This is a genomic window from Phaeobacter sp. JH20_26 (assembly GCF_048056275.1).
Classification (GTDB): Bacteria; Pseudomonadota; Alphaproteobacteria; order Rhodobacterales; family Rhodobacteraceae; genus Phaeobacter; species Phaeobacter bryozoorum.
The window spans coordinates 1155407-1179539 of the sequence record NZ_JAYMWL010000013.1 but is presented as its reverse complement, the minus strand read 5'-3'; the positions used below and the strand labels follow the sequence as shown (position 1 = coordinate 1179539).

Here is a 24133-nt window from a genome sequence, read left to right as displayed (position 1 = left end):
CAGAGGGTCCTACTTGTAAATATCAGGAAGCAGCGTGGTCGAAATCGCGGGGATATAGGCGATCAGCAGCACCACAATCAGCATGGTCAGCACAAAGGGAATGGCGCGGGCGGCGATCTTGAGGATGGACTCGCCGGTGATGCCGGAGACGACAAAGAGGTTCAGGCCCAGGGGCGGGGTGATAAAGCCGACCCCCAGCGCGGTGATCATCATGATGCAGAACTGGATTTCGTTCATGCCGATGTTGTCGGCGAGCGGCTTCAGGATCGGCGCCAGGATCACGATGTTGGGGGTTGTCTCCATCACGCAGCCGGCCGCAATCAGGATGCAGATCATCAGCAGGATCAGCACAGAGGGGTCATCGGTCAGCCCGGTCACAGCCGTCACAAACCCCTGCGGCACACCCATGATCGCCAGCGCCTCGGCCAGCGGCGCGGAGAAGGCGATGATCGGCAGGATCACCCCGTTGACCTTCGCAGAGCTGACCAGCATCGCGGGGAAATCCGCCAGTTTCAGGGTGCCGAGGACAAAGCCCATCAGGATGGTGACGACCACTGCCGTGGCGCCGGCCTCTGTCGGGGTCAGGCGGCCTGAGAAGATGCCATAGAAGATGATCCCTGGCACGATGAAGGCATACCAGCCGGATTTCAGCGACTGGCCCAGATTGCCCAGCCATTCACCGAACCCCATGTTGCCGCCTGTCTCATAAGTGTAAAGCCGGTTCATGATGATATTGGTGACCAGGATCGACACCAGAATGGCAATCCCCGGGATCAGCGCCGCCAGGAACAGGGTGGAGGCGGAAATGCCCAGCACCAGACCGATGATGATATAGGCGATGGAGGGCGGGATCAGGATGCCGGTACAGGCGCCTGCAGCCACCAGCGCGCAGGCATAGGGGCGGGGGTAGCCGCTTTCGACCAGCCGGTTGATGGTCATCCGTCCAACGGCGGCAGCACCGGCCGCATCGGAGCCGGAGATCGCCGCGAACATGCCGCAGACCAGCACCGTGGCCGAGCCGAAGCCTCCCCGCGTCCAGCAGGTCAGCGCCTCTGCGACATCCAGAAATTTCTTGCTGAGGCCGGTGCGCACCAGCACGTCGCCGGTCAGGATGAACAAGGGCACCGCGGTCAGCGCAAAGGCATCAATGCCGGTGAACAGGCTTTCGCCGATGGCGCTCAGCGGCAGGTCGCCCGACATAACCAGCATGGTGATCGCCGCCGCGCCGATGGCGGCCCAGACCGGTACCGCCAGCGCAATCAGCGCCACGAACATGATCACCGGCAGGTAGAAGTCCCATCCAAGTTCGACCGTTTGATTGAGTGAATTCCACAGCATCGCTTAACGCCCCTCAATCAAACAGCTTGTCGCCTTCGAAGACGGGGGTGCCGTCGCGAAGGCTGCGCCAGTCGCGCAGGAAGGATTGCAAGAGCCGCCAGACCATCAGCGCAAAGCCCACAGGCACCGCCATCAGGAACCAGACCATCGAAATCCGCAGCCCGTGGCTGACCGATCCGAACTTGGCGGAGACCAGAACCGTCTCGAATGACCAGTAGAGCGCCACCAGCGCCACGATGAACATCACCAGATCGCCAAAGATATAGAGCAGCGCCTTGGGCCGTGGGCCGAGGTAGTGCATCAGCACATCAATGCGGATATGCGCACGTTCCTTGACCGCGGCGGCGGCACCGATCCAGGCCAGATAGATGAAGGAATAGCGGACGATCTCCTCGCCCCAGATCGAGGAGAAGGCAAACAGCTCGCGCCGGATCACCTCGATTGCCATGGTGATGACCAGCATCACGTAGAACACCAGAAGCAGCCAGCGCTCCGCGTTCTTGTCGATCGTTCGCAGGATCTGCATTGCCGTTCCCGTGGTTCAGGCGCACCCCCGCAACCAGCCCGGGAGACTGTTGCGGCGGCGGCTGTTGGAATAAGGACGGGCGGGGTGGCTTCGCGCTGCCCGCCCGGTCCGGCTCAGGCGTCGTGGACGAAGTATTTGCCCTGGGTGCCTGCGGCCTCCTCCAGCTTGGCGAAATTGTCCATTGAGCCTGCCAGCTCGGTCTTGAAGGAATCCCATTCGCTGCGCTGATAGCCGCCGGCCTCTTGCCATTCGCCCAGCTGATCGTCGCTGAGACTATGGAATTCGACACCGGCCTTGGTCAGTTCCGCCATCGCATAGGCGCGGGCGGAGGGCACTTTGGACAGGTTCTGATGCGCGGTCATTTCAGACCCCCACATCACGCCCTCCTGCACATCGGCGGGCAGTGAATTGAACCATTCCAGATTACAGGAATAAACTTGGCTGTCCGGCACCGCCTGGGTAAAGGTCACATGGCTGAGAATATCCTTGAAGCCAAAGACATAGAGCGCCCCGACCGATGGATCGAGCGCATCCGCCACACCCTGTTTGATGGCCGATGGCGTCTCGCCCCAGGCCACCGGCGTCGGATTGGCGCCGACCATGCGGTAATACTGCTGAAGCATCTTCGAGCCTGGCACCCGGAATTTCACCCCGGCCATGTCACCGGGTGACATCACCGCGTTGCCACCCTTGCGCACCGCCACCACACGGGGGTCGATGTTCACATAGAACAGCGCCTTGAACCCTGCGGCCTCCACTTTCGGATGCACCTCCGAGTTCCAGAAATCTGAGGTCACCAGATTGGTGAACCGCTGGTTGGAACCGCAGAGATAGGGCATGTTGATCAGGTCTACGGTAGAGGCAAAGGGCGCGAAATTTGACAGCGAATGCTGCGCTGCCTGGATGGTGCCGCCCTGTACCTTCTGCACCAAAGCGCCGCCCGCGCCGAGCTGCCCGCCGGGGGCTAGCTTCACGTAGACCTTGCCGTTGGTGGCGTTCTGGATGTTTTCCTTCAGATCCAACTGCATGATCGGATAGCTGCGCGAAGCGCCCAGCACATAGGCGGTTGCCACGGTCATGATATGCTCGGCCGCACCCTCACGTTCCTTTTCCTCCTTGGCGGTTTGCGCAACCGCCTCAGTGGACCAGAGCACACCGCCAGCCCCTGCGACCATCGCCGCAGTAAAAGAACCGGTCGAGGCCAGTTTCAGAAAATTGCGGCGCTCCGCAGATTTGAGGCCATCCTTGCCATTTGTCATTGTCTTCCTCCCTTGGAAATCCGTCAGCTGCCGTTTTGATTTTTCTGGTCAGCCTCTCGCTTGAGAATTGCCGCCACAAACAGAATGGAAGCTGCAAACAGGACCACCATTTCGCCGACATCGCCCAGGAAGCCGCCGCCGCCAAACGCGCCGAGGGCAACATTGGCAAAGAACACGACAAATACGCAAACAGACGCCATCAGAAACATCGCAAGATCCCGGTTTGTATCTCAACATCATTTGTAAGCGCTTACATCAATAATGCAAGCGCTTACATTGGTAGCTGGCAGCTGCCCCGATTTATGCTAACATACGCCAAAGACATGGCAGGTAAGACATGGGAAAAATCCCCTCAGCTCCAACACTTAACGATGTTGCCAAGGCGGCGGGCGTTTCCACCGCGACGGTGTCGCGCTGCCTGAATTCACCTGACCGGGTGATCAAGGCAACCCGCGACCGGGTGATGGAAGCGGTCGAATCGCTGGGGTACACGCCGAATTTCGCCGCGCGGGTGATGGCTGCCAAACGCAGCTTCACCATCGGGGCGATCATTCCCACCATGGACAACGCGATCTTTGCCCGCGGCCTGCAGGCCTTTCAGGACCAGCTGCGCGAGGATGGCTATACGCTTCTCGTCTCCAGCTCCGCCTACAGCCCAGACGTGGAGGAGGAGCAGATCCGGGCTTTGGTTGCGCGCGGGGCCGACGGTCTGCTGCTGATTGGCCATGAACGGGACGAGAAGATCTACCAGTATCTTGCGAAACATCAGGTGCCGGTTCTGGTGGCCTGGTCATATGCGCCCGACCTGCCTCAGATCTCCGTCGGCTTCAGCAATACCGGGGCCATGTATGAGCTGGCGCAGGCGGTGCTAACGGCGGGCCACCGTCGCATCGCCATGATCTCGGGTATCCGGCAAGGCAATGACCGGGCACAGAACCGCGTCAGCGGGGTCCGCGATGCCCTCCAAGCGCAGGGCTGCGATCCGCAGGCGCTGACATTGATCGAAACCCCCTATGAAATTGAAAAAGGCGCCAGGGCATTTGCTGAGTTGATGGCCCGTGATCCTCGTCCGACCGTGGTCATGTGTGGCAATGACGTCCTTGCAGCCGGTGCGTTGGGCGAGGCGCACCGCCTTGGCATCGCGGTGCCGCAGGATGTCTCGATAACCGGCTTTGATGATATTGAACTGGCGGAGATCGTCAGCCCGCCGCTGACGACGGTGCATGTTCCGCACCGTGAAATGGGGCGCAAGGCGGCTCAACAGCTGATCGCCATGGTTGAAGGCCGCTCCGACGGTCAGTCGATCTGCATCAACACAGCTGTTGTCAGACGGAACTCCCTGGCGCCGCCGCCTGCCGGATAGGGCTGCCGTCGAATCTGTGATACCGCGCGGTTTGGAAACAGATCTGCGGCGTCGACCATCGGGGCAGGGGCCGGCGACCACCGGTCCTAGCCACGGCGCAAAAAAATCTGTTGCCATCGGCCGGTCTCTCATGGTCCAACTGCTGCACGACCCTGGCAATAAAGGCATTGCGCGCTGCTGTCCGGGTGAGCGGAGCCTTCTTCTGCTCAAAAACAGGCCGCCCCGCTGGCCTGTCGCGTGCAACTGGCTCCCTTCATGTGACCAAAGGCGGCGCGCCGCCATAGCCAAGGACAGAGCCATGCTGCACAACGATCAACTGGACCAATGGGACCGCGACAGTTTTTTCCACCCTTCCACGCATCTTGCCGAATTTGCCCGTGGAAACCTGCCGCAGCGGGTGGTGACCGGTGGCAGTGGCTGCCATATCGAGGATCGCGATGGCAATCGGATGCTGGACGCCTTTGCCGGGCTTTACTGCGTCAACGTCGGTTATGGGCGCCCTGAGATTGCCGAGGCCATCGCCACCCAGGCCCGCGATCTGGCCTATTACCACTCCTATGTCGGCCATGGCACCGAGGCCTCGATCACCCTCGCCAAGATGATCATGGACCGGGCGCCCGATCACATGTCGAAAGTCTATTTCGGCCTTTCCGGGTCCGATGCGAATGAAACCAACATCAAGCTGATCTGGTATTACAACAACATCCTCGGCCGCCCGGAAAAGAAAAAGATCATCTCCCGCTGGCGGGGCTATCACGGATCCGGGCTGATGACGGGGTCGCTGACCGGGTTGGAGCTGTTTCACAACAAATTCGATCTGCCGCTGGCGCAGGTGGTGCATACCGAGGCGCCATATTACTTCCGCCGTGCGGATTGCAGCCAGAGCGAGGCCGATTTTGTCGCCCATTGCGTAGCTGAGCTTGAGGCGCTGATCGAGCGTGAGGGGGCCGACACCATCGCGGCCTTTATCGGTGAGCCGGTGCTGGGCACCGGGGGCATCGTGCCGCCGCCTGCCGGGTACTGGCCGGCCATTCAGGCGGTGCTGGAGCGCCACGATATCCTGTTGGTCGCGGATGAGGTGGTGACAGGTTTTGGCCGGTTGGGCACGATGTTCGGCTCTGATCACTACGGCATGCGACCCGATCTTATCACCATCGCCAAGGGGTTGACCTCAGCCTATGCGCCGCTGTCGGGCTCTATCGTGTCAGACAAGATGTGGCAGGTTCTGGAGCGCGGCACAGATGAGAACGGCCCGATTGGTCATGGCTGGACCTATTCGGCGCATCCCATCGGCGCCGCCGCTGGCGTGGCCAACCTCAATCTGATCGACCAGCTCGGACTTGTCGAAAACGCCGGTGCCATCGGCGCCTACCTCAATGATGAGATGCGCAAGGCGCTGGGAGACCATCCCAATGTGGGCGACGTGCGCGGCGAGGGGATGCTCTGCGCGGTGGAATTCGTGGCCGAGCGCGATGATCGCCGTTTCTTTGACGCCAGTGACAAGATCGGACCGCAGATCGCGGCCAAACTGTTAGAGCAGGACAGCGTGATTGCGCGGGCGATGCCGCAGGGGGATATCCTCGGCTTTGCGCCGCCGTTCTGCCTGATCCGGCAGGAGGCAGATCAGGTGGTCGCGGCAACGCACCGGGCCGTCACTGCGGTTTTGGGCTGAGGGCAGGAAGGGAAATACAAAATGGTCAAGCCAAATACCCCGTTTGAGCAATCCGAATACGAGCAGCGGCTGGCTAAGACCCGGGCCGCCATGGCTGCCGCCGGTCTGGATGCGCTCTTTGTCACCGATCCCTCCAATCAGGCCTGGCTCACCGGCTATGACGGCTGGTCCTTCTATGTCCATCAGGGGGTGATCGTCACCCATGACGATGACCCGATCTGGTGGGGGCGGCATATGGACATGATGGGGGCCCGCCGCACCTGCTGGATGGCTCAGGACAGGCTTCTCGGCTACGGCGATCACTATGTTCAATCAATCGACCGCCATCCGATGCAGGATCTGGCCGAGCGTCTGCGCGCGCAGGGGCTTGCGGGCGCCCGCATCGGTGTCGAGATGGAGAATTACTACTATTCAGCCAAGGCACATGCGGTACTGGCGGCAGAGCTGCCTCACGCCGACCTTCAGGACGCAACCGGAGTGGTCAACTGGCAACGGCTGATCAAAACCGAGGCTGAGCTGACCTTCATGCGCAAGGCGGCGCGGATCACCGATCGGGTGATCCAGACCGCCATCGACCGCGCCGAACCCGGGGTGCGCAAAAATGATCTGGTCGCGGATATTATTCATGCGGGCATCACCGGCGTGGGCGAGGACTGGGGGGATTATCCCGCCATCGTGCCGCTGACCCCTTCGGGGCTGGATGCCACCGCAGCGCATCTGACCTGGGACGGCACCCCGATGCGCGCGGGCGAGGCGACGTTCTTTGAACTCTCCGGCTGCTATCGCCGCTATCATGCGCCACTGTCGCGCACGGTCTTCCTCGGCACTCCTCCGGCGGAGATGCTGCGAACCGAGGCTGCCCAGATCGAAGGCATCGCCGCCGGAATCGAGGCGGCGCGCGCAGGCAATCGCACCTGCGACATTGCCGACGCCTTTATGGCGGTGATGGCCAGACACGGCATCGAACGCTCTGGCCGCATGGGCTACCCGGTTGGCCTGTCCTACCCGCCGGACTGGGGCGAACGAACGGCGTCGATCCGCAGCGAAGACACCACCGTGCTGCAACCGGGCATGGTGTTCCACTTTATGCCGGCGCTTTGGATGGACAGCTGGGGGCTTGAGACCACCGAAACCCTGCTGATCCGCGACACCGGCGCCGCCGAACCGCTCTGCACAGTGGAGCGGAAACTGTTCATAAAAGGATGAGCCGGTGATTGATGAAACCACCCGGATCCTGTCGGATCTCATTGCCTTTCCAACGGTCTCGGCTGACAGCAATCTGGAGATGATTGCCTATCTTGCCAACCGGCTTGAGGACTGCGGCGCCAGTGTTGATGTGCTGTTTGATGCCAGCGGTCAGAAGGCAAATCTCTTCGCCACGCTTGGTCCGGACGCCGATGGCGGGATCGTGCTGTCAGGCCATAGCGATGTGGTGCCGGTGACCGATCAGGACTGGAGCAGTGACCCCTTCACGATGGTGGAGCGCGACGGGCGGCTCTACGGACGCGGCACCTGCGACATGAAAGGTTTCATCGCGGCGACCCTCGCCATGGCGCCGCAGTTCGCCGGGCAGATCGGCAAGCGTCCCCTGCATTTCGCCTTTACCTACGACGAGGAGGTGGGCTGCGTCGGTGCCGGTCATCTGGTTCAGACGCTGCGCGACCGCGAGATCAGGCCACGACTGGCCCTGATCGGTGAACCGACAAGTATGCGCATCATTGAGGGCCACAAAGGCTGCCACGAATACACCACACGTTTTCAGGGGCTTGAGGGTCACGGGTCGGATCCGTCACGAGGGGTCAATGCGGTGGAATACGCGGTGCGCTATGTCAGCCGCCTGCTCGATCTGCGCCTGGATTTGCAGCAGCGTACCCCGTCGGACAGTCGATTTGATCCGCCCTGGACCACGCTGAACATCGGTGCGCTCAACGGTGGCAGCGCGCATAATGTCATCGCATCAAAGGCGCAGGTCGATTGGGAGATGCGTCCGGTCCAGCAGGCCGACGCCGACCATGTGAAGGACACGATGGCACGCTATTGCCACGATGTTCTGCTGCCTGCCATGCGCGCGGTCTACCCCGAGGCCAGCATCGACACCGAGGTGGTGGGAGAGGTGGCAGGGCTGGTCCCCACCACGCGGAATGAGGCCCGCGACATCATGGCGGAGCTGCTGGGCAGCAAGAGCGCGGATCTGGTGCCCTTCGGCACCGAGGCGGGCTTGTTTCAGGCGCTGGGTATGGATGTGGTCGTCTGCGGGCCAGGGTCCATCGCGCAGGCGCATAAGGCGGATGAATACCTCGCCATTGACCAGCTCGGGCAATGCCTCAGCGTGCTGGACCAGCTGGCAGCGCGACTGGCGGACTGACGCCCGCCCGCGATCGAAGCACCGGTATCACGGCGGGGGTGCCAACGCCGATTGCAGCGCGCGGTATGATGCCTTGGGGGTGCGGGTCAGCGTGTCGAAATCCACATGTATCAGCCCGAACCGTTTCTCATACCCCAGCGCCCATTCATAATTGTCCAGAAGCGACCACAGGAAATAGCCCTGCACCGGCACGCCATCCGCAATGGCACGGCGCACCGCGTCCAGATGGTCATCGACAAAGGCGATCCGGGCGTCGTCCTGCACGGTGCCATCTGTCACCATATCCGCGTTGGCCATGCCGTTTTCGGTCACGATCAGCGGCAGATCTCCCGTATAGTCGCGGGCCGTCCGGGTCAGAAAATCATAAAGCCCTTGCGGATAGATCTCCCATCCCATCTGGGTCTTGGGCAGCGGGCCATCGACCTCGGCGTAATGGGGCCAGGCGCCGCTGCCCGGCGCAATCAGCTTGCGGGTATAGTAGTTGAGGCCGCACCAGTCGACGGGGGCTGAGATGGTGGCAAAATCATCCTGCCAGCCGTGCGGCAGATGCGGTTCCAGCCCTTCCAGCGCCAGATCCGGGTAGCGCCCGTGAAAGGCACCGCCAAGGAAAAAGCCATTGTAGATCGCATCATAGCGCGCAGCGGCCTGCCGGGCGGCCTCGCTGTTGTCGGCGGGGGCTGCCCATTCCAGATTGAACACGGCGCCAAGGTTCTCCATGCCAAGGCCGCGCATCGTTTCGATGGCGGTGCCATGGGCTACCATCACATGGTGCATCGCCCGCGCCGTTGCCCGGATATCACGCAGGCCGGGCGCATGATGGCCAAGGAAATGCGACAGCCAGCCTACGCACCATGGTTCATTGATCGGCGCCGCGGAATACATCCGGTCGCCAATGCGGCCCATGATGACCGCGGTAAAGTCGCCAAACCATTTGGCGATATCGGCGTTGCGCCAGCCTCCCATATCGGCCAGCGCCTGTGGCAATTCCCAGTGGTAGAGCGTCACGCAGGGTTTCAGCCCCCGCTCCAGCATCGCATCCGTCAACCGGTCGTAGAAATCCAGCCCGTCGGGGTTGGGTGTGCCACGCCCCTCGGGCAGAACCCGCGCCCAGCTGGTGGAGAACCGGTAGCAGTCAAACCCGGCAGCTGCCGCCAGATCCAGATCCTCAGCGTAGCGGTGGTAATGATCGCAGGCGCGCTGGCCGTGCTCGGCTCGCACTACATTGCCGGGGGTGGCGGCGAAACTGTCCCAATGGGTCGCCCCGGCGCCGCCAAACCCGTGTCCTTCGATCTGATAGGCTGAGGTTGCCGCGCCAAAGAGAAAACCCTCGGGGAAGTCCTGGCGGCTGTTGCGTAACATGGCGGCTCTCCTGATTGGATGGTGCGGGCAGCGGTGAGCCTAGCGCGACGGCGCAGGCCCGGTGGAGCGGCCAACCGTCAGCTGCGCTTCCAGCAGGCGTGTCAAAGGGGCGTCACCCGGATCGCGGATCTGCGCCAGCAGCAGGTCGGCCAGCTGTCGGCCGGCCTCCTGCACAGAAGAAAGCGTCGCGGTGAATTGCGGCAGCTCATCGCCATTGCGCAGATAGGAGAGATCATCGTCATGGGTGATCACCGAAATATCGCGCCCCATCTGGCGCCCCGAATCCTCGATTGCGCGGCGCACACCCATCGCCGGGATGATCGACGACACCAGATAGGCGGTGGGCGGATCGGCCATGGCCTGAGTGTGTACGACGGTGCGGTGACCGTAGCTTTCGGTCATTTCCTCGGCAAACATCAGCGCGGGATCCAGGGGGATGCCCGCTGCGGTCAGCGCGCATTCGTAGCCTGCGCGACGACGCCATGCGAAATCCATGCTCTCCAGACCATTGACCAGACAGATCCGCCGATGCCCGAGATCGAGCAGGAATTGTGTCGCCCGTTCAAAGGCGCTTTTGTTGTTCACATCCAGCCAGCTGTACGGCCCCTCCAGATCGGAGGCCCGGCCATGCACCGCAAAAGGCAGGCCAATATCGCGCAACAGTGCAATCCGCGGGTCCGACATGCGCGGCGCATGCAGCACGATGCCATCGACGTTCCGCTTCGCCGCCATCTCGCGATAGGCCTTTTCCTGTTTGCTGTCCTCGACCAGCGACAGCACCATGTCATAGCCGGCCTTGGCGTAGCTCTCGCCCGCTCCGGCGATGAAATCGCCAAAGATCGGGTTCACCATCTCATGCTGCGATGACAGCGGAATCACATGGCCGATGGCCATTGCCCGCCCGGTTGCCAGCGCCTTGGCGCGGGTGTTGGGGCGGTAGTTGTGCTGCTCCGCCGCCGCCGCAACCCGCCTGCGGGTGGCTTCGCTTACTTCGGGAAACCCATTCAACGCACGGCTGACCGTTGTCTGTGACAGGTTCAGATGGGCGGCCAGTTCCTTCAGATTCATACGGAAAGTCTCCAAAGCGCTTTGATATTTCGGGCGCATATCGCAACGCAGTGCTCATGCTCAGGTAGTTATGGCAGGGGTGAGGTGAGGCTGGCAAGGGCCGTTTGAATTAAGAGATAAGAGGTGTTTCTTGGTAATTTGTTGACAGCGCCGCGCGAATCTAGAAGTGTAGCGAAATCCAAAGCGCTTTGGATAACCGGATCAAACAGGATCTGGCAGGGCGTTGTGATTATCGGGAGGAAATATCATGAAACGCAGGCTTACTGCCGCTGCGGGCGTGTTGGCATTGACAGCCGGACTTGCGCAGGCCGACGGGGCGCTGACCTTTCCGGTCGGTGAGGGAGAGTTCAACTGGGACAGCTTCGAGGCGCTAAAGGCGACCGATCTTGCCGGTGAACAGGTCACCGTCTTCGGACCCTGGCTTGGCCCCGATCAGGCACTGGTCGAGAAAGTGCTGGCCTATTTTGCCGAGGCTACCGGCGCCGATGTGCGTTACACCGGCTCCGACAGTTTCGAACAGCAGATCGTCGTGGACGCCGAGGCCGGCTCCGCACCCAACATCGCCGTCTTCCCGCAGCCGGGACTGGTGGCGGACATGGCGCGGCGCGGCTTTATCTCGCCTCTGGGCAGCGACACCGCTGACTGGGTGCGTGAAAACTACGCCGCTGGCGACTCCTGGGTCGATCTCAGCACCTTCAAGGGGCCGGATGGCAACGAGGATCTCTTTGGCCTGTTCTACAAGGTCGATGTGAAATCCCTTGTCTGGTACGTACCTGAAACCTTTGAGGATTTCGGCTACGACGTGCCGCAGTCGATGGAAGAGCTGAAGGCGCTGACCGATCAGATGGTCGAGGACGGCAATACGCCCTGGTGCATTGGTCTGGGGTCCGGTGGCGCCACGGGCTGGCCTGCCACCGACTGGGTCGAGGATATGATGCTGCGCACCCAGGACCCGTCCGTCTATGACCAGTGGGTCAGCAACGAAATCCCCTTCACCGATCCCCGCGTCATCGGTGCGATTGAGGAATTTGGGCATTTCGCCCGCAATGACGCCTATGTATCGGGCGGGGCAGGGGCGGTGGCCTCCACAGATTTCCGCGACAGCCCCAAGGGCCTTTTCGCCAGCCCGCCGCAATGTCTGATGCACCGTCAGGCGTCCTTCATCCCGGCCTTCTTCCCCGAAGGCACCGAGGTGGGGCTGGATGCGGATTTCTTCTACTTCCCGGCCTATGAGGAAAAGGATCTGGGCAGCCCGGTTCTGGGGGCAGGCACCCTGTGGTCGATCACCAACGACAGCAAGGGCGCGCGCGCCTTGATGGAATTCCTGAAATCCCCTATCGGACATGAGGTCTGGATGGCGCAACAGGGCTTCCTGACCCCGCACAAGGGCGTCAACACCGACCTTTATGCCACTGATACGCTGAAAAAGATGGGCGATATCCTGTTGTCCGCAGACACCTTCCGCTTTGACGCATCGGATCTGATGCCCGGCGCGGTCGGCGCGGGTTCCTTCTGGACAGGCATGGTCGGCTACGCTGGCGGCACCCCGGCAGAAGAGGTCGCGGCCGAGATCCAGTCCTCCTGGGATGCTTTGAAATAAGTCACAGGTGCGGGCTGCCTCTATCAGGTCGGCCCGCACCATTTGCAGTTTTCCCATCGAAGATCCGCGCCGATCTGCCCGCCTGCGTTGCTGCCGGGGGCTGATCTGCCCACTCCACCCCACCGCGAAGGGAGTTTCTCATGCACCCAGCCATTCAGGGCCTGCTCACAATCGCCTTTGGCGTCGGAGGGTGTGTCGGCTATTTCTACTTCTCCAATCTGGTGCTGGACCGGGTGATCTTTCCGGCACGCGGTGCGCATATCGCCCGCAATATCCGCCGCGCCAATATGATCCGACCATGGCTGTTCCTGTTGCCCGCGCTGCTGGCGTTGGGGCTCTATCTGGCCTACCCGGTGGTTGAGACCCTGCGCCTGTCGGTTACAGAACGGGTTCCCGGCGGCGGATCTGAATTCGTCGGTCTTGCCAACTACCAGCAGATGCTGGCCGAGGCGAAATTCTGGGAGGCGCTCCAAAACAATTTCCTGTGGCTTCTCGTGGTGCCTGCCGCCTCGACCGCCTTCGGCCTGCTGGCCGCACAGCTGACGGACCGGTTGGCCTGGGGCAATATTGCGAAGTCACTGATCTTCATGCCGATGGCGATCTCCTTTGTCGGGGCTGCGGTGATCTGGAAACTGGTCTATGACGCCCGCCCCGAGGGCACCGAGCAGATCGGCGTTCTGAACGCGCTCTACATCTATTTCGGCGGCGACGGGCCGATGCAGTGGCTGACCATCCCGTTCTGGAACAACTTCTTCCTGATGATGGTGCTGATCTGGATCCAGACCGGTTTTGCCATGGTGATCCTCTCCGCCGCCCTGCGCGGCATCCCCGAAGAAACCGTTGAAGCCGCCATCGTGGATGGGGCCGGACCGTTTCAGATCTTCTTCAAGATCAAGGTGCCGCAGATCATGGACACGATCGTCGTCGTCTGGACCACCATCACCATCGTTGTGCTCAAGGTCTTTGACATCGTCTTTGCCATGACCAACGGCCAGTGGGAGACGCAGGTTCTGGCCAATTACATGTACGACAAACTGTTCCGCGCCAATGACTGGGGCGTCGGCTCCGCCAGCGCCATGGTCATCATGCTTCTGGTCCTGCCGATCCTGGTCTGGAACGTCTACAACGCCCGCCGCGAAATGCGCTGAGGAGAAGACCGCCATGACAATGATTGCCGGACAAAAACCTGCGCTGACCTGGGCCTTACGCCTTTCCGTGGTGCTGCTCGTGGGGCTGTGGCTGTTCCCGACGCTGGGCCTCTTGGTGTCCTCCTTCCGCACCGCCGATCAGATCGCGACCAGCGGCTGGTGGCGCGCGATGTTCCCCAGTGAACAGAACCTGACCCTGCGCATTGACCTGCCCAGCGAACAGCTGCGACAGGGAGATCTCTTTGTGATTGAGGGCCGCCTCTTTGCCGAAGACACCAGCAGCGAGATTTCCGCCTGGGGCACCTCGGCGCGCGAGCCTGCCGCCTATCAGCCCGGTGAAACGGCCGAGCTGCGCCGTGGCGGCACCCTGTCGGTTGCGGCAGATGGCGCCTACCGATTGGAAAGCACCGAGGAAATCAGCGGCAAACGCGGCCCCCGGGTGTTTGTCACCGCAACCGTGCCGCCGGAATTCACGCTGGAGAACTATGAAACAGTGCTCATCTCCGGCAATTCAACCGACAATATGGCCAAGGCATTTTTCAACACGCTGACCGTCACCATTCCGGCAACCATCATCCCGATCCTTGTTGCCGCCTTCGCGGCCTATGCGCTGGCGTGGATGGAATTTCCGGGCCGCGCCCTGCTGGTGGCGGCCATCGTTGGCCTGCTGGTGGTGCCATTGCAACTGGCGCTGATCCCGCTGCTGAAATTCCACAATGAGATCGGCATCGGCAAAGGCTACATCGGCGTCTGGATGGCCCACACCGGCTTTGGCCTGCCGCTCGCGATCTACCTTTTGCGCAACTACATGGTAGGCATCCCACGCGATATCATCGAAAATGCCCGTGTCGATGGCGCGACCGATTTCATGATCTTCACCCGCATCATCCTGCCGCTGTCCTTTCCGGCGCTGGCCTCATTTGCGATCTTCCAGTTCCTGTGGACCTGGAACGACCTTCTGGTGGCCATGGTGTTCCTGATCGACGCCACCGGGGAAACCACCGTGATGACCAAACAGATCGTTGAGCTGCTGGGCACCCGTGGCGGCAATTGGGAGATCCTCGCAACCTCCGCCTTTGTCTCGATTGCGGTGCCGCTCGGTGTCTTCTTTGCCATGCAGAAATACCTCGTCCGTGGCCTCCTTGCAGGCTCGGTCAAGTGACGTGATCCGCAGGCCGGATCACACCGGTCCTGCCTCTTACTCTACAGACTATGGAAACAGCTGATATGAACGCTCAAGCTCAACTCGACCCGGCACAGGTTCTCGCCGCTGACCCCGATTGGTGGCGCGGTGCAGTGATCTATCAGATTTACCCGCGCAGCTATCAGGACAGCAACGGCGATGGCATCGGTGACCTCAGAGGCATCACCCAGCGCCTGCCGCATATTGCTTCGCTTGGGGTGGATGCGATCTGGATCTCGCCATTCTTCACCTCCCCGATGAAGGATTTCGGCTATGACGTCTCCGACTATTGCGACGTCGATCCGATGTTCGGCAGCCTGTCCGACTTTGACCAGCTGGTCGCAACGGCGCACGGCCTGGGCCTGCGGGTGATGATTGATCTTGTGCTGTCGCATACCTCTGACCAGCACCCGTGGTTCGGCGAAAGCCGCCAGAGCCGCGACAATGCCCGCGCTGACTGGTACGTCTGGGCCGACCCGCAGCCCGATGGCACGCCGCCGAACAACTGGCTGTCGATCTTTGGCGGCTCTGCCTGGCAATGGGATCCCCGGCGGGAGCAGTATTACCTGCACAACTTCCTTGTCTCGCAGCCGGATCTGAATTTTCACTGCCCCGCCGTGCAGGACGCGCTGTTGGATGTGACCCGCTTCTGGCTGGAGCGCGGCGTTGATGGCTTCCGTCTGGATACCATCAACTTCTATTTCCACGACGCTGAGCTGCGGTCGAACCCGGCCCTGCCGCCAGAGCAGCGCAATGCCACCATCGCGCCCTCGGTGAACCCCTATAATCACCAGGAACATCTCTACTCCAAGAACCAGCCGGAAAATCTGGCTTTCCTGGGCCGGTTCCGCGCGCTTCTGGATGAATACCCGGCCAAGGCGGCCGTGGGCGAGGTGGGCGACGCGCAGCGCGGTCTTGAGATCATGGGCAGCTACACGGCAGGCAACAGCGGCGTTCACATGTGCTACGCCTTTGAACTCCTGGCCAAGGATGTGCTGACCGCCTCCCGGCTGGCCGAAGTCTTTGCCGAGGTGGACCGTGTGGCCGCAAATGGCTGGGCCTGCTGGGCGTTTTCCAACCACGATGTGATCCGCCACAGCAGCCGCTGGGATCTCAGCCCGGAGGCGCAGCGCCTGTTCACCACCATGATGATGTGCCTGCGCGGCACCACCTGCATCTATCAGGGCGAGGAGCTGGGCCTGCCAGAGGCAGACATCGCCTTTGAAGATCTGCAGGACCCCTATGGCATTGAGTTCTGGCCCGAATTCAAGGGCCGCGACGGTTGCCGTACGCCAATGGTCTGGGAACCGTCAAACAGCGCAGGCGGCTTCAGCGAAGGCAAGCCATGGCTGCCCGTCTCGCCCGAGCATCTCAGCCTGAGCGTCGCCAGTCAGGAAGCCGACCCGCAGGCCATGCTGCACCACTACCGCCGCGCCATCGCCCTGCGCAAGGCACATCCGGCGCTCGCGGTGGGCACTCATGACCAGCTGCGGGGAGAGGGCAATGTCGCCTTCTTCACCCGTCAGGACCGCGACGAGGTGATCTTCTGCGCTTTCAATCTGGGGGACACCCCGGCAGAGATCACCCTGCCGGAGGGCACATGGCGCAGGCCCGACACCGACATCGCCCTGGCCGACCTGCCGCAAAGCGGCGCCCGTGTCGCGCTGGCACCGTGGCAGGCCTGCCTTGCGGTGCGGGTCTGACAGAAACGACGAGCAGGGGAGGGACCAGTAGATGGCAAACCTGAAATTGACCAATGTCGCCAAGACCTACGGGGGCGGCGTCGAGGTCCTGAGAGATATCAATCTCGATATCAAACAGGGGGAGCTGATCGTCTTTGTCGGCCCCTCCGGCTGCGGCAAATCCACCCTGCTGCGGATGATCGCGGGGCTGGAGCGGATCAGCGGCGGCACGCTGGAAATCGACGATGCGGTGATGAATGATATCCCGCCCGCCCAGCGGGGCATCGCGATGGTGTTCCAGTCCTATGCGCTCTATCCGCATATGACCGTTCGCGACAACATGGCCTTTGCGCTGAAAATCGCCAAGAAGAGCAAGCCTGAGATCGACGCCGCCATCGACCGCGCCGCCAAGATCCTGCAGCTGGAGCCTTATCTCGACCGCCTGCCCAAGGCGCTGTCGGGCGGGCAGCGCCAGCGGGTCGCCATCGGTCGCTCCATCGTGCGTGATCCGAAGGTCTATCTCTTTGACGAGCCACTCTCAAATCTGGACGCGGCCCTGCGGGTCGCCACAAGGATCGAAATCGCCCAGCTGAAAGAGGCGATGCCGGACAGCACCATGATCTATGTGACCCATGATCAGGTGGAGGCGATGACGCTGGCCAGCCGCATTGTGGTTCTGGCCGACAAAGGCATCGCACAGGTCGGCACGCCACTGGAGCTGTACCAGCGCCCGGAGAATGAATTTGTGGCCCAGTTCATCGGCTCGCCCGCAATGAACCTCATTCCCGGCACTGTGATCGCCACTGGCCCACGCACCACCGTGCGGCTCAACAGTGGGGAAGAGGCCATCGCCGATATCCCCACGACCGACGCCGATCAGGGGCTCGCGGTGAATGTCGGCGTCCGGCCCGAGGATCTGGTCGAAACCGGCACAGGCGGCGCGCTGATCGACAGCCGCGTCGATATTGTGGAGGCTCTGGGTGAGGTGACGGTGCTCTACATCGCCGCAGGTGAGGGCAAGGATCCCCTGATTGCGAAACTCCCCGGCATTCACAAGGGGTTGCGCGGCTCCTCTGTGCGGCTCTACGCCGACCCGGCCAAGCTGCATCTGTTCCACAACGGCCAGTCGCTGCTCTATCGTTGAGCGGTGCGGGCGGCAGGCGGGCTTATTTCTGCAACACGGTGCTGCGCCATTCTTCGATAAAACGCGCCCGTTTCAGCCGGTCCAGAAACACCAGCAGCCCCGGTCCCATCTGGATCGGGCGCAGCGCCGCCTCGGGGCTGGCGGTCCCGGTTGGATACCTTGGGAACGGATAGGCCGGATCGCGGCTGCTTCCCCAGGCCGCGCGCAGCAGATGGTCGATAAAGGCGCCGGCCAGATCCGGCCGCTCAGCCCCCTTCAGCACCACGGCGGTGCGCAGCATCATGTTGGTGTAATCCTGCGGATCCACGATCTCGATCCGATCCGCCAGATCATCCCGCGCGCGGGCGTAGCTGCCCAGCACGTTATAGGCAATCGCCAGATCTCCCCGCGCGACCGCCTCGATCATCTCGCCGGAACAGCAATAGAGCCGCAGGTCAAGACTGCCGAAAATCTCCATCATCCGCCAGAAACTCTCTGAGGTGCGCAGATCCTGCGTCGCAAACAGATAGCCAAGGCCGCTGGTCTCGACATCATAGGTGCCGATGCGGCCCCGGAACCGGTTGGGGTATCGCCGTAAGAGCGACATCAGCGCCTGCCGGCTGCGCGGCATCTCCAGCCCCTCAAAGGCCGCCGGCGACAGCACAATCGACGCAGGCTCCTGCGAGAAGGCAAAGACATGATCGCGCCAGTTGCCCCAGACCGGCAGCTGCGCCGTCGTGGTGGAGCGGTGCGCCAGCGTATAGCCGTCATTGGCCAGTTTGGTCTGCAAATCCAGCGCCGAGGAAACGGCCAGATCAAACGGCGCGTTCTCCTCCACGACCGCCCGCATCAGTTCGGCACTGCTGACAGCGACATAGTCCACCACCACGGTCGGTCGCGTCCGCAGGAAGCTATCGACAAGCGGCGCCAGCAGATCGGTGTCTGTGGTTGACAGAACCCGCAGCAAATCCGGTGCCGCCTCGGCTGCGGCAGGCCCAAAGCGACGGCGATCTTCGATCTCAAACGCCTGCGCTGCGATCCCCAGCTGAACAAGCGCCATTAGCGCCAGACACAGACCCCGCACCGGGCGGCTCACGATAGCGGAAAATACAAGGATACGCATGATCCCTCCCGTCTTGGGGCCGCCGCTGGCGGGCCGGTGGTGGCGTCGCTGGGGGCAATGCTCAGCCGTCCGCCATGGGCTTCCACCACCTCGCGCGCGATGGTAAGGCCAAGACCGGAGCCGATGGTGCCTTCGGCGTTTGTGCCACGGGCAAACCGCGCGGTCAGCGCGTCGGTGTCGCCATCCGGAAACCCACCGGCCTCATCGATGATGCTCAGCCGCAGCGCCTGTCCCTCCCGGCGCAGGATCACCTGTACATCGCTTTCGCCCGGCGCATATTTGATTGCATTGTCCAAGAGGTTGCGCACCGCGTTCTGGATCAGGATCGGATCACCCGACAGGGCCGGTGTCTGCGGCAGGTCGCAATGCAGCGCTATGTCCTTCAGCTCGGCAATCGGACGAAGCCGGTTCAGAAGCTCCCGGCAGAGCGCCCCCAGATCCACCTCTTCGCGCAAGAGGCTGTCAGTGCGAAAGGTCACCATCGCATGATCCAGCAGCTGACCCGCCGCGCGCGAGCTTTCGTCAATTGCGCGGATCATCTCGCGCAGCGAGGCGCGGTTTTCGTCCCGCTCAACCCGGCGCAGCGTGATCTCCGCCTGGGTGCGCACAGTGGCCAGCGGCGTGCGCACCCGGTGCGCGGCCTCGGCGATGAAATCCTCCGACCGAGACAGCGAAATCCGCAGCCGGTCGATAAACCGGTTGAGCGAGGACACCAGTGGGATCATCTCCGAGGGCACGGGCCTGCGCACCGGGCGCAGATCCTTGGGCCCGCGCCGCGACACCGCCCCGGCAAGTTCGGCCAGCGGCCGCACACTGGATTGCGCCGCCCAGATCGCGAGGACTGCGGCAATGACAAAGAAACCGACCCCCAGCTGCAAGGCGCGGCGTGTCAGCTGCGCCAGCTGCGCCGATTGCCCCTCGCGGGTCTGCGCCACCGAAATAATCAGGTCGGATGCCTGCCCGCCCAGCGAAACCCGCCGCGCCAGCGTCACCATCCGAATGCTGTCGCCCTTGTAGCTCAGCGTTTGAAACCGGGGCGCCCCCTGTCGCGGCAACGGGTCGGGTCGGGGCAGGTCGTCGTAACCGGTCAGCACCAGCTGATCCTGCGCCACGCGATAAAATACCCGGTCATTGCTGACGTTGCCCAGCATCGACAGCGCCGCATAGGGGATATCCACTGTCACATCGCCCGAGCGGACCGAAACGGAATCCATGATCGAGGTGGCCGAGGCCTGTAGAATGCTGTCATGGGTCTGCTGCGACACATCGCGGGTGAAGACCAGCACGATAAAGAACAAGAGCGACGCCAGAAAGGCCGCACTCCCCACCAGTTGCAGCGTCAGACGCCGCCGGATCGACCCACTGGTGCGGATGGCCTCGCTCATGCAAGCGACATCCGGTAGCCAAGGCCGCGCACCGTGGTGATCTCCACCTCAGATCCGGCCAGATGCTTGCGCAGCCGCGCCACATAGACCTCGATCGCATTTTCCGAAACGTCCTCCTCATAGGAGAACAACCGGTCCACCAGTTTCGACTTGGAAAAGATACGGTCCGGCGCGTTGATGAAAATCTCCAGCAGCCGCAGCTCCTTGTTGCGCAGCGATACGGTTCTGCCGCCCACCGTCAGGGTTCCGGCAAGCGGATCAAAGATCAGCGCACCGAATCGTTTCTGGTTGGAACTGCCGCCACCATGGCGCCGCAGCACCGCCCGGCAGCGCGCCTCCAGCTCGGAAAAATCAAAGGGTTTGGTGATGTAGTCATCCGCCCCCAGATCCAGCACACCAACCCTGTCCGATACCTCGGACCGTGCCGTCAGCACAATCACCGGCGTTGTGCCCTGACGGTTGCGATGGGATTTCAAGAAGCTGCGGCCATCCCCGTCTGGCAACATAATATCCAGTAAAATCAAATCGTAATCCGCGGTCGCCGCATAGTCATCCGCCACCGCCAGATCCGGGGCGTGATCCACCACATGGCCATCCATCCGCAGTCGGTCCTCGACGGCGGCCGCAAGGCTAAGATTGTCTTCAACCAGCAAGAAGCGCATGGGAGTCCATTCATCCAGGTGGCCGGGCAGGTGGCGGCTGCATCGGGTGTGACAGGTTTGTGTCAGCTTAACGTGTTCCCTTCCAGTCATGAGCGGCCAAGCCGCCATTTGTCAAATGGGAGGACAAACAGATGAAAACGACTTTGACCCGGCGCGCCCTGATGGCCGTGACTGCCGCGACACTGGCCTTTGCGGCGCCGGTTTCTGCGGATGAGATGGTGGACAGCATCCACTTTCTGATCCCCGGCGGCGCAGGCGGCGGCTGGGACGGCACCGCGCGCGGCACCGGTGAGGCGCTGACCAAGGCGGGGCTGGTGGGCAATGCCTCCTACGAGAACATGTCCGGCGGCGGCGGTGGCAAGGCGATCGGCTATCTGATCGAAAACGCCGAGAGCAACCACGGCACCCTGATGGTTAACTCCACCCCGATTGTGATCCGCTCGCTGACTGGTGTCTTCCCGCATAACTTCCGTGACCTCACCATGGTCGCAGGCACCATTGGCGATTACGCGGCCATCGTGGTGGGCAAGGACAGCCCGATCAACTCGATGTCCGATTTGATCGCCGCCTATCAGGCCGATCCGCGCAAGACCGCCATCGGCGGTGGCTCGGTACCCGGTGGCATGGACCATCTGGTTGCCGCAATGGTGATGAAGGCCGCAGGCGAAGAGCCGACGGCGGTGAAATACATCCCCTATGATGCAGGCGGGGTTGCCATGGCGGCGCTGCTGTCAGGTGAAATCGCAGCACTCTCCACCGGTTTCTCCGAGGCGATTGATCTGGCCAACGCAGGCGAGGTGAAAATCATCGGCGTCACCGCCGAGGACCGCGTGCCGGCCTATGCAGACGCCCCCACGATGAAAGAACAGGGGATCGACGCAACCTTCGTCAACTGGCGAGGTTTCTTTGGCGCCCCCGGCCTTCCGCAGGAAAAGGTCGACGCCTATCGCGCGGCCCTGGCCAAGATGTATGACACCCCCGAATGGGAAGAGGTCCGCGCCCGCAACGGGTGGGTCAACATCCACAACAGCGGCGATGATTTCGTCAGCTTCCTGGAAGGTCAGGAAGAAGTCATCAAGAGCCTGATGCAGGAACTCGGCTTCCTCTAAGTCTGGCAGAGCAGACAGGCGTCCGGTCCGAGAGGTGTCGGGCGCCCGCCTCTGACGACAGAAACCGGCGGCGCAGATCTTCGGGAGGAGCCGCGCTGCCTCTCAGGTTTCATTCTGAACATATCTCACCAAAGGGGGGGAGAGCCTCATGGCGCTCGACCGATGGATCGCGCTGGTCATCCTCATGATCAGCCTCGCCTATGGCTACACGGCCTTTTTCACCATGGACGAAGGGCTGCCGCCGTTCATGAAATTCAATGCCATCTGGCCCAGCACCTTCCCCAAGGGGTTGTCGGTACTGGCGGTGATCTGTGCTTTGATCATCCTGCTGTCGCCGCAGAAATCCGATGCAGGCCCAAAGACGGGTGACATCGATTACCGCCGCCTGCTGGATTACAAGCTGGGGCAGGCCGTTGCACTGCTGGCGATGATGGTGATCTATGCACTGGCGCTGCGCCCGGTTGGGTTCCTGATCGCAACCGTCGGCTTTCTGGTGATCAGCGCCATGATCCTGGGCGAACGCAAACTGCATATCCTGATCCCCATCGTCGTCCTTGCGGCAGGCGTGGTCTGGTATCTCGTGCAGGGGGTGCTGGGCATCTACCTACGCCCGCTCCCGCTCTTCCTTGGCAATGGAGTCTGATATGCTGGACGGTATTCTGATCGGCCTCGGCACCGCCTTTTCCCTCAGCAACCTGCTGATGGTCATCGGTGGCTGCCTCATCGGCACCTTCATCGGCATGTTGCCGGGTCTCGGCCCGATGAGCATCATTTCCATCATGATCCCGGTGGCGATTTCCATCGGAGATCCTTCGGCGGCGCTGATCCTGCTGGCCGGGGTCTACTATGGCGCCATATTTGGCGGCTCCACCTCGTCAATCCTGATCAACGCACCGGGCGTGGCCTCGACAGTGGCAACGTCCTTCGATGGTTACCCGCTGGCGCGGCAGGGGAAGGCCGGCAAGGCGCTGACCGTGGCCGCGATCTCCTCCTTCTGCGGCGGCACCATTGGTGCCGTCCTGCTGATGATTTTCGCGCCTGCACTGGCCAGCGTCGCGCTGCTGTTCCACTCCGCCGAATACTTCGCCTTGATGGTGGTGGGGCTGTCGGCCATCGCCGCCTTTGCGGGGACCGGCCAGGTGGTGAAGGCGCTACTGATGACGGTGCTTGGCCTGATCATGGCCACCGTGGGCGAGGGCGCGCTGTTCAACATGCCCCGCTTTACCATGGGCATCATGGATCTTCAGTCTGGCTTCGGTTTCATCACGCTGGCGATGGCGATGTTCGCCCTGCCGGAGGCGCTTTATCTGGTGCTTGATCCCAGCCGCTCTGCCAGCGAAGGCGGCAGCAGCGAGATCAAGGATCTGCGCATCACCAGAGCGGAGGCCAAGTCCATCGCGCCGGTGATTGGCCGTCAGTCGATCCAGGGCTTTCTGATCGGCGTCCTGCCGGGGGCCGGAGCCACCATCGCTTCCTTCCTGGGCTACGCGGTGGAGCGCAATATCGCGCCTAAGGACGAACAGAAAGAGTTCGGCAAAGGCTCGATCAAAGGCCTCGCCGCGCCCGAAAGCGCCAATAACGCGGCCTGCACCGGCTCCTTTGTGCCACTGCTGACGCTGGGCATTCCCGGCTCCGGCACCACTGCGATCCTTCTGGGCGCGCTGATTGCGCTCAATGTTTCGCCCGGTCCGCGCCTGATGGTGGATGAGCCGGAGATCTTCTGGGCCGTGATCATCTCGATGTATGTCGGCAATCTGGTTCTGCTGATCCTCAATCTGCCGCTGATCCCCTATATTGCCAAGGTGCTGGCGGTCCCGCGCAACTACCTGATCCCCTTCATCTTCTTCTTTACGTTGATGGGGGCCTATATCGGGCAGAACAATGCGACAGAGTTGCTGATCCTTGTGGGGCTGGGGATCTGTGCCACGGTGCTGCGCTTTGCCGACTATCCGCTCGCGCCCTTGCTGATCGGCTTCATCCTGGGGTCGATGCTGGAGGATAATTTCTCCCGCTCGATGCAGCTCTATGATGGGCTGGGCTTCCTGATGGAACGCCCGATGACCATCGGCCTGCTGGGGCTGGCAGCCATTCTGGTGATCCTGCCCAGCTACCGCGCCCGCCGCGCGCGGCTGCGTCAGGCCGGGGTGGCGGACGGCGACTGACCGGCA

The 24133-nt window shown here is 62.1% G+C and carries 21 protein-coding genes; 12 read left to right on the top strand and 9 right to left on the bottom strand.

All coding sequences use genetic code 11. From position 1 onward, the window contains the following. Positions 1-9: 9 nt before the first annotated feature. The 4 genes from VWY60_RS11465 to VWY60_RS11450 form a co-directional block, all read right to left on the bottom strand. On the bottom strand, positions 10-1338 hold the full coding sequence (locus tag VWY60_RS11465; RefSeq protein ID WP_340544842.1) for a TRAP transporter large permease: 1329 nt from the start codon (positions 1336-1338) through the stop codon (positions 10-12). Positions 1339-1351: 13 nt separating this feature from the next. Next, complete coding sequence (locus VWY60_RS11460) at positions 1352-1864, bottom strand: TRAP transporter small permease (RefSeq protein ID WP_340544843.1); 513 nt, start codon at positions 1862-1864, stop codon at positions 1352-1354. Positions 1865-1977: 113 nt separating this feature from the next. Next, positions 1978-3123 (bottom strand): TRAP transporter substrate-binding protein, encoded by a 1146-nt coding sequence (locus VWY60_RS11455; RefSeq protein WP_416539260.1) that lies wholly within the window; start codon positions 3121-3123, stop codon positions 1978-1980. 23 nt (positions 3124-3146) lie between these two features. Then, positions 3147-3332 (bottom strand): hypothetical protein, encoded by a 186-nt coding sequence (locus VWY60_RS11450; RefSeq protein ID WP_340544846.1) that lies wholly within the window; start codon positions 3330-3332, stop codon positions 3147-3149. Positions 3333-3460: 128 nt separating this feature from the next. Between VWY60_RS11450 and VWY60_RS11445 the strand changes: the two genes are divergently transcribed. The 4 genes from VWY60_RS11445 (at position 3461) to argE (ending at position 8523) form a co-directional block, all read left to right on the top strand. Next, the gene (locus tag VWY60_RS11445; protein WP_416534747.1) at positions 3461-4486 is read left to right on the top strand and encodes a LacI family DNA-binding transcriptional regulator; all 1026 of its coding nucleotides are present in this window, start codon (positions 3461-3463) and stop codon (positions 4484-4486) included. 298 nt (positions 4487-4784) lie between these two features. Next, complete coding sequence (locus VWY60_RS11440) at positions 4785-6158, top strand: aspartate aminotransferase family protein (protein WP_416592521.1); 1374 nt, start codon at positions 4785-4787, stop codon at positions 6156-6158. Positions 6159-6179: 21 nt separating this feature from the next. After that, positions 6180-7364 (top strand): M24 family metallopeptidase, encoded by a 1185-nt coding sequence (locus VWY60_RS11435; protein ID WP_416540522.1) that lies wholly within the window; start codon positions 6180-6182, stop codon positions 7362-7364. A gap of 4 nt (positions 7365-7368) precedes the next feature. Continuing rightward, positions 7369-8523, top strand: coding sequence for an acetylornithine deacetylase (argE, locus tag VWY60_RS11430; RefSeq protein ID WP_416540521.1), 1155 nt, complete (start codon positions 7369-7371; stop codon positions 8521-8523). Positions 8524-8550: 27 nt separating this feature from the next. Here argE and VWY60_RS11425 read toward each other — a convergent pair whose 3' ends face one another. Then, a complete protein-coding gene (locus VWY60_RS11425) occupies positions 8551-9882 on the bottom strand; it encodes a GH1 family beta-glucosidase (RefSeq protein WP_416540520.1) in 1332 nt (443 codons plus the stop codon). A gap of 39 nt (positions 9883-9921) precedes the next feature. Next, positions 9922-10950 carry a substrate-binding domain-containing protein gene (locus VWY60_RS11420; RefSeq protein ID WP_340544854.1) on the bottom strand — a complete coding sequence of 343 codons (1029 nt, stop codon included), beginning with the start codon at positions 10948-10950 and terminating at the stop codon, positions 9922-9924. 247 nt (positions 10951-11197) lie between these two features. Between VWY60_RS11420 and VWY60_RS11415 the strand changes: the two genes are divergently transcribed. From VWY60_RS11415 to VWY60_RS11395, 5 genes are all read left to right on the top strand, one after another. Beyond that, on the top strand, positions 11198-12550 hold the full coding sequence (locus VWY60_RS11415; RefSeq protein ID WP_340544856.1) for an ABC transporter substrate-binding protein: 1353 nt from the start codon (positions 11198-11200) through the stop codon (positions 12548-12550). Positions 12551-12690: 140 nt separating this feature from the next. After that, positions 12691-13698: a carbohydrate ABC transporter permease gene (locus VWY60_RS11410; RefSeq protein WP_416540519.1), complete on the top strand. Its 1008-nt coding sequence runs from the start codon at positions 12691-12693 to the stop codon at positions 13696-13698. A 13-nt stretch (positions 13699-13711) separates the two neighbouring features. After that, positions 13712-14860 (top strand): carbohydrate ABC transporter permease, encoded by a 1149-nt coding sequence (locus tag VWY60_RS11405; protein ID WP_416540518.1) that lies wholly within the window; start codon positions 13712-13714, stop codon positions 14858-14860. A 65-nt stretch (positions 14861-14925) separates the two neighbouring features. Further along, positions 14926-16584, top strand: coding sequence for an alpha-amylase family glycosyl hydrolase (locus tag VWY60_RS11400; protein ID WP_416540517.1), 1659 nt, complete (start codon positions 14926-14928; stop codon positions 16582-16584). 31 nt (positions 16585-16615) lie between these two features. Further along, complete coding sequence (locus VWY60_RS11395) at positions 16616-17707, top strand: ABC transporter ATP-binding protein (protein ID WP_416540516.1); 1092 nt, start codon at positions 16616-16618, stop codon at positions 17705-17707. 22 nt (positions 17708-17729) lie between these two features. On the opposite strand, the gene VWY60_RS11390 is transcribed toward VWY60_RS11395, so the two are convergent. Genes VWY60_RS11390 through VWY60_RS11380 form a run of 3 tightly spaced genes read right to left on the bottom strand, consistent with a single transcriptional unit; the run spans position 17730 to position 20856 of the window. Beyond that, on the bottom strand, positions 17730-18809 hold the full coding sequence (locus VWY60_RS11390) for an ABC transporter substrate-binding protein (protein ID WP_416540515.1): 1080 nt from the start codon (positions 18807-18809) through the stop codon (positions 17730-17732). Continuing rightward, positions 18779-20194, bottom strand: coding sequence for a sensor histidine kinase N-terminal domain-containing protein (locus VWY60_RS11385; protein ID WP_416534755.1), 1416 nt, complete (start codon positions 20192-20194; stop codon positions 18779-18781). Before VWY60_RS11385 ends, VWY60_RS11390 begins: the two co-directional genes overlap by 31 nt. Then, the gene (locus tag VWY60_RS11380; RefSeq protein WP_260090142.1) at positions 20191-20856 is read right to left on the bottom strand and encodes a response regulator transcription factor; all 666 of its coding nucleotides are present in this window, start codon (positions 20854-20856) and stop codon (positions 20191-20193) included. Before VWY60_RS11380 ends, VWY60_RS11385 begins: the two co-directional genes overlap by 4 nt. A 131-nt stretch (positions 20857-20987) precedes the next feature. On the opposite strand from VWY60_RS11380, the gene VWY60_RS11375 reads away from it, so the two are divergent. The 3 genes from VWY60_RS11375 to VWY60_RS11365 all read left to right on the top strand — a co-directional run bounded on the left by VWY60_RS11375 (position 20988) and on the right by VWY60_RS11365 (position 24127). Continuing rightward, positions 20988-21965, top strand: coding sequence for a Bug family tripartite tricarboxylate transporter substrate binding protein (locus VWY60_RS11375; protein WP_260090143.1), 978 nt, complete (start codon positions 20988-20990; stop codon positions 21963-21965). Between the two features lie 148 nt (positions 21966-22113). After that, positions 22114-22608, top strand: a complete 495-nt coding sequence (locus tag VWY60_RS11370) for a tripartite tricarboxylate transporter TctB family protein (protein WP_416540514.1) — start codon at positions 22114-22116, stop codon at positions 22606-22608. 1 nt (position 22609) lies between these two features. Then, the gene (locus VWY60_RS11365; RefSeq protein WP_340544868.1) at positions 22610-24127 is read left to right on the top strand and encodes a tripartite tricarboxylate transporter permease; all 1518 of its coding nucleotides are present in this window, start codon (positions 22610-22612) and stop codon (positions 24125-24127) included. Positions 24128-24133: the final 6 nt, after the last annotated feature.

What these genes read in the sequence shown, in the direction of transcription:
- VWY60_RS11465 (WP_340544842.1), bottom strand. Translation starts at nt 1,338, where the DNA reads ATGCTGTGGAATTCACTCAATCAAACGGTCGAACTTGGATGGGACTTC.
- VWY60_RS11460 (WP_340544843.1), bottom strand. Translation starts at nt 1,864, where the DNA reads ATGCAGATCCTGCGAACGATCGACAAGAACGCGGAGCGCTGGCTGCTT.
- VWY60_RS11455 (WP_416539260.1), bottom strand. Translation starts at nt 3,123, where the DNA reads ATGACAAATGGCAAGGATGGCCTCAAATCTGCGGAGCGCCGCAATTTT.
- VWY60_RS11450 (WP_340544846.1), bottom strand. Translation starts at nt 3,332, where the DNA reads ATGTTTCTGATGGCGTCTGTTTGCGTATTTGTCGTGTTCTTTGCCAAT.
- VWY60_RS11445 (WP_416534747.1), top strand. Translation starts at nt 3,461, where the DNA reads ATGGGAAAAATCCCCTCAGCTCCAACACTTAACGATGTTGCCAAGGCG.
- VWY60_RS11440 (WP_416592521.1), top strand. Translation starts at nt 4,785, where the DNA reads ATGCTGCACAACGATCAACTGGACCAATGGGACCGCGACAGTTTTTTC.
- VWY60_RS11435 (WP_416540522.1), top strand. Translation starts at nt 6,180, where the DNA reads ATGGTCAAGCCAAATACCCCGTTTGAGCAATCCGAATACGAGCAGCGG.
- VWY60_RS11425 (WP_416540520.1), bottom strand. Translation starts at nt 9,882, where the DNA reads ATGTTACGCAACAGCCGCCAGGACTTCCCCGAGGGTTTTCTCTTTGGC.
- VWY60_RS11420 (WP_340544854.1), bottom strand. Translation starts at nt 10,950, where the DNA reads ATGAATCTGAAGGAACTGGCCGCCCATCTGAACCTGTCACAGACAACG.
- VWY60_RS11415 (WP_340544856.1), top strand. Translation starts at nt 11,198, where the DNA reads ATGAAACGCAGGCTTACTGCCGCTGCGGGCGTGTTGGCATTGACAGCC.
- VWY60_RS11410 (WP_416540519.1), top strand. Translation starts at nt 12,691, where the DNA reads ATGCACCCAGCCATTCAGGGCCTGCTCACAATCGCCTTTGGCGTCGGA.
- VWY60_RS11405 (WP_416540518.1), top strand. Translation starts at nt 13,712, where the DNA reads ATGACAATGATTGCCGGACAAAAACCTGCGCTGACCTGGGCCTTACGC.
- VWY60_RS11400 (WP_416540517.1), top strand. Translation starts at nt 14,926, where the DNA reads ATGAACGCTCAAGCTCAACTCGACCCGGCACAGGTTCTCGCCGCTGAC.
- VWY60_RS11395 (WP_416540516.1), top strand. Translation starts at nt 16,616, where the DNA reads ATGGCAAACCTGAAATTGACCAATGTCGCCAAGACCTACGGGGGCGGC.
- VWY60_RS11390 (WP_416540515.1), bottom strand. Translation starts at nt 18,809, where the DNA reads ATGCGTATCCTTGTATTTTCCGCTATCGTGAGCCGCCCGGTGCGGGGT.
- VWY60_RS11385 (WP_416534755.1), bottom strand. Translation starts at nt 20,194, where the DNA reads ATGAGCGAGGCCATCCGCACCAGTGGGTCGATCCGGCGGCGTCTGACG.
- VWY60_RS11380 (WP_260090142.1), bottom strand. Translation starts at nt 20,856, where the DNA reads ATGCGCTTCTTGCTGGTTGAAGACAATCTTAGCCTTGCGGCCGCCGTC.
- VWY60_RS11375 (WP_260090143.1), top strand. Translation starts at nt 20,988, where the DNA reads ATGAAAACGACTTTGACCCGGCGCGCCCTGATGGCCGTGACTGCCGCG.
- VWY60_RS11370 (WP_416540514.1), top strand. Translation starts at nt 22,114, where the DNA reads ATGGCGCTCGACCGATGGATCGCGCTGGTCATCCTCATGATCAGCCTC.
- VWY60_RS11365 (WP_340544868.1), top strand. Translation starts at nt 22,610, where the DNA reads ATGCTGGACGGTATTCTGATCGGCCTCGGCACCGCCTTTTCCCTCAGC.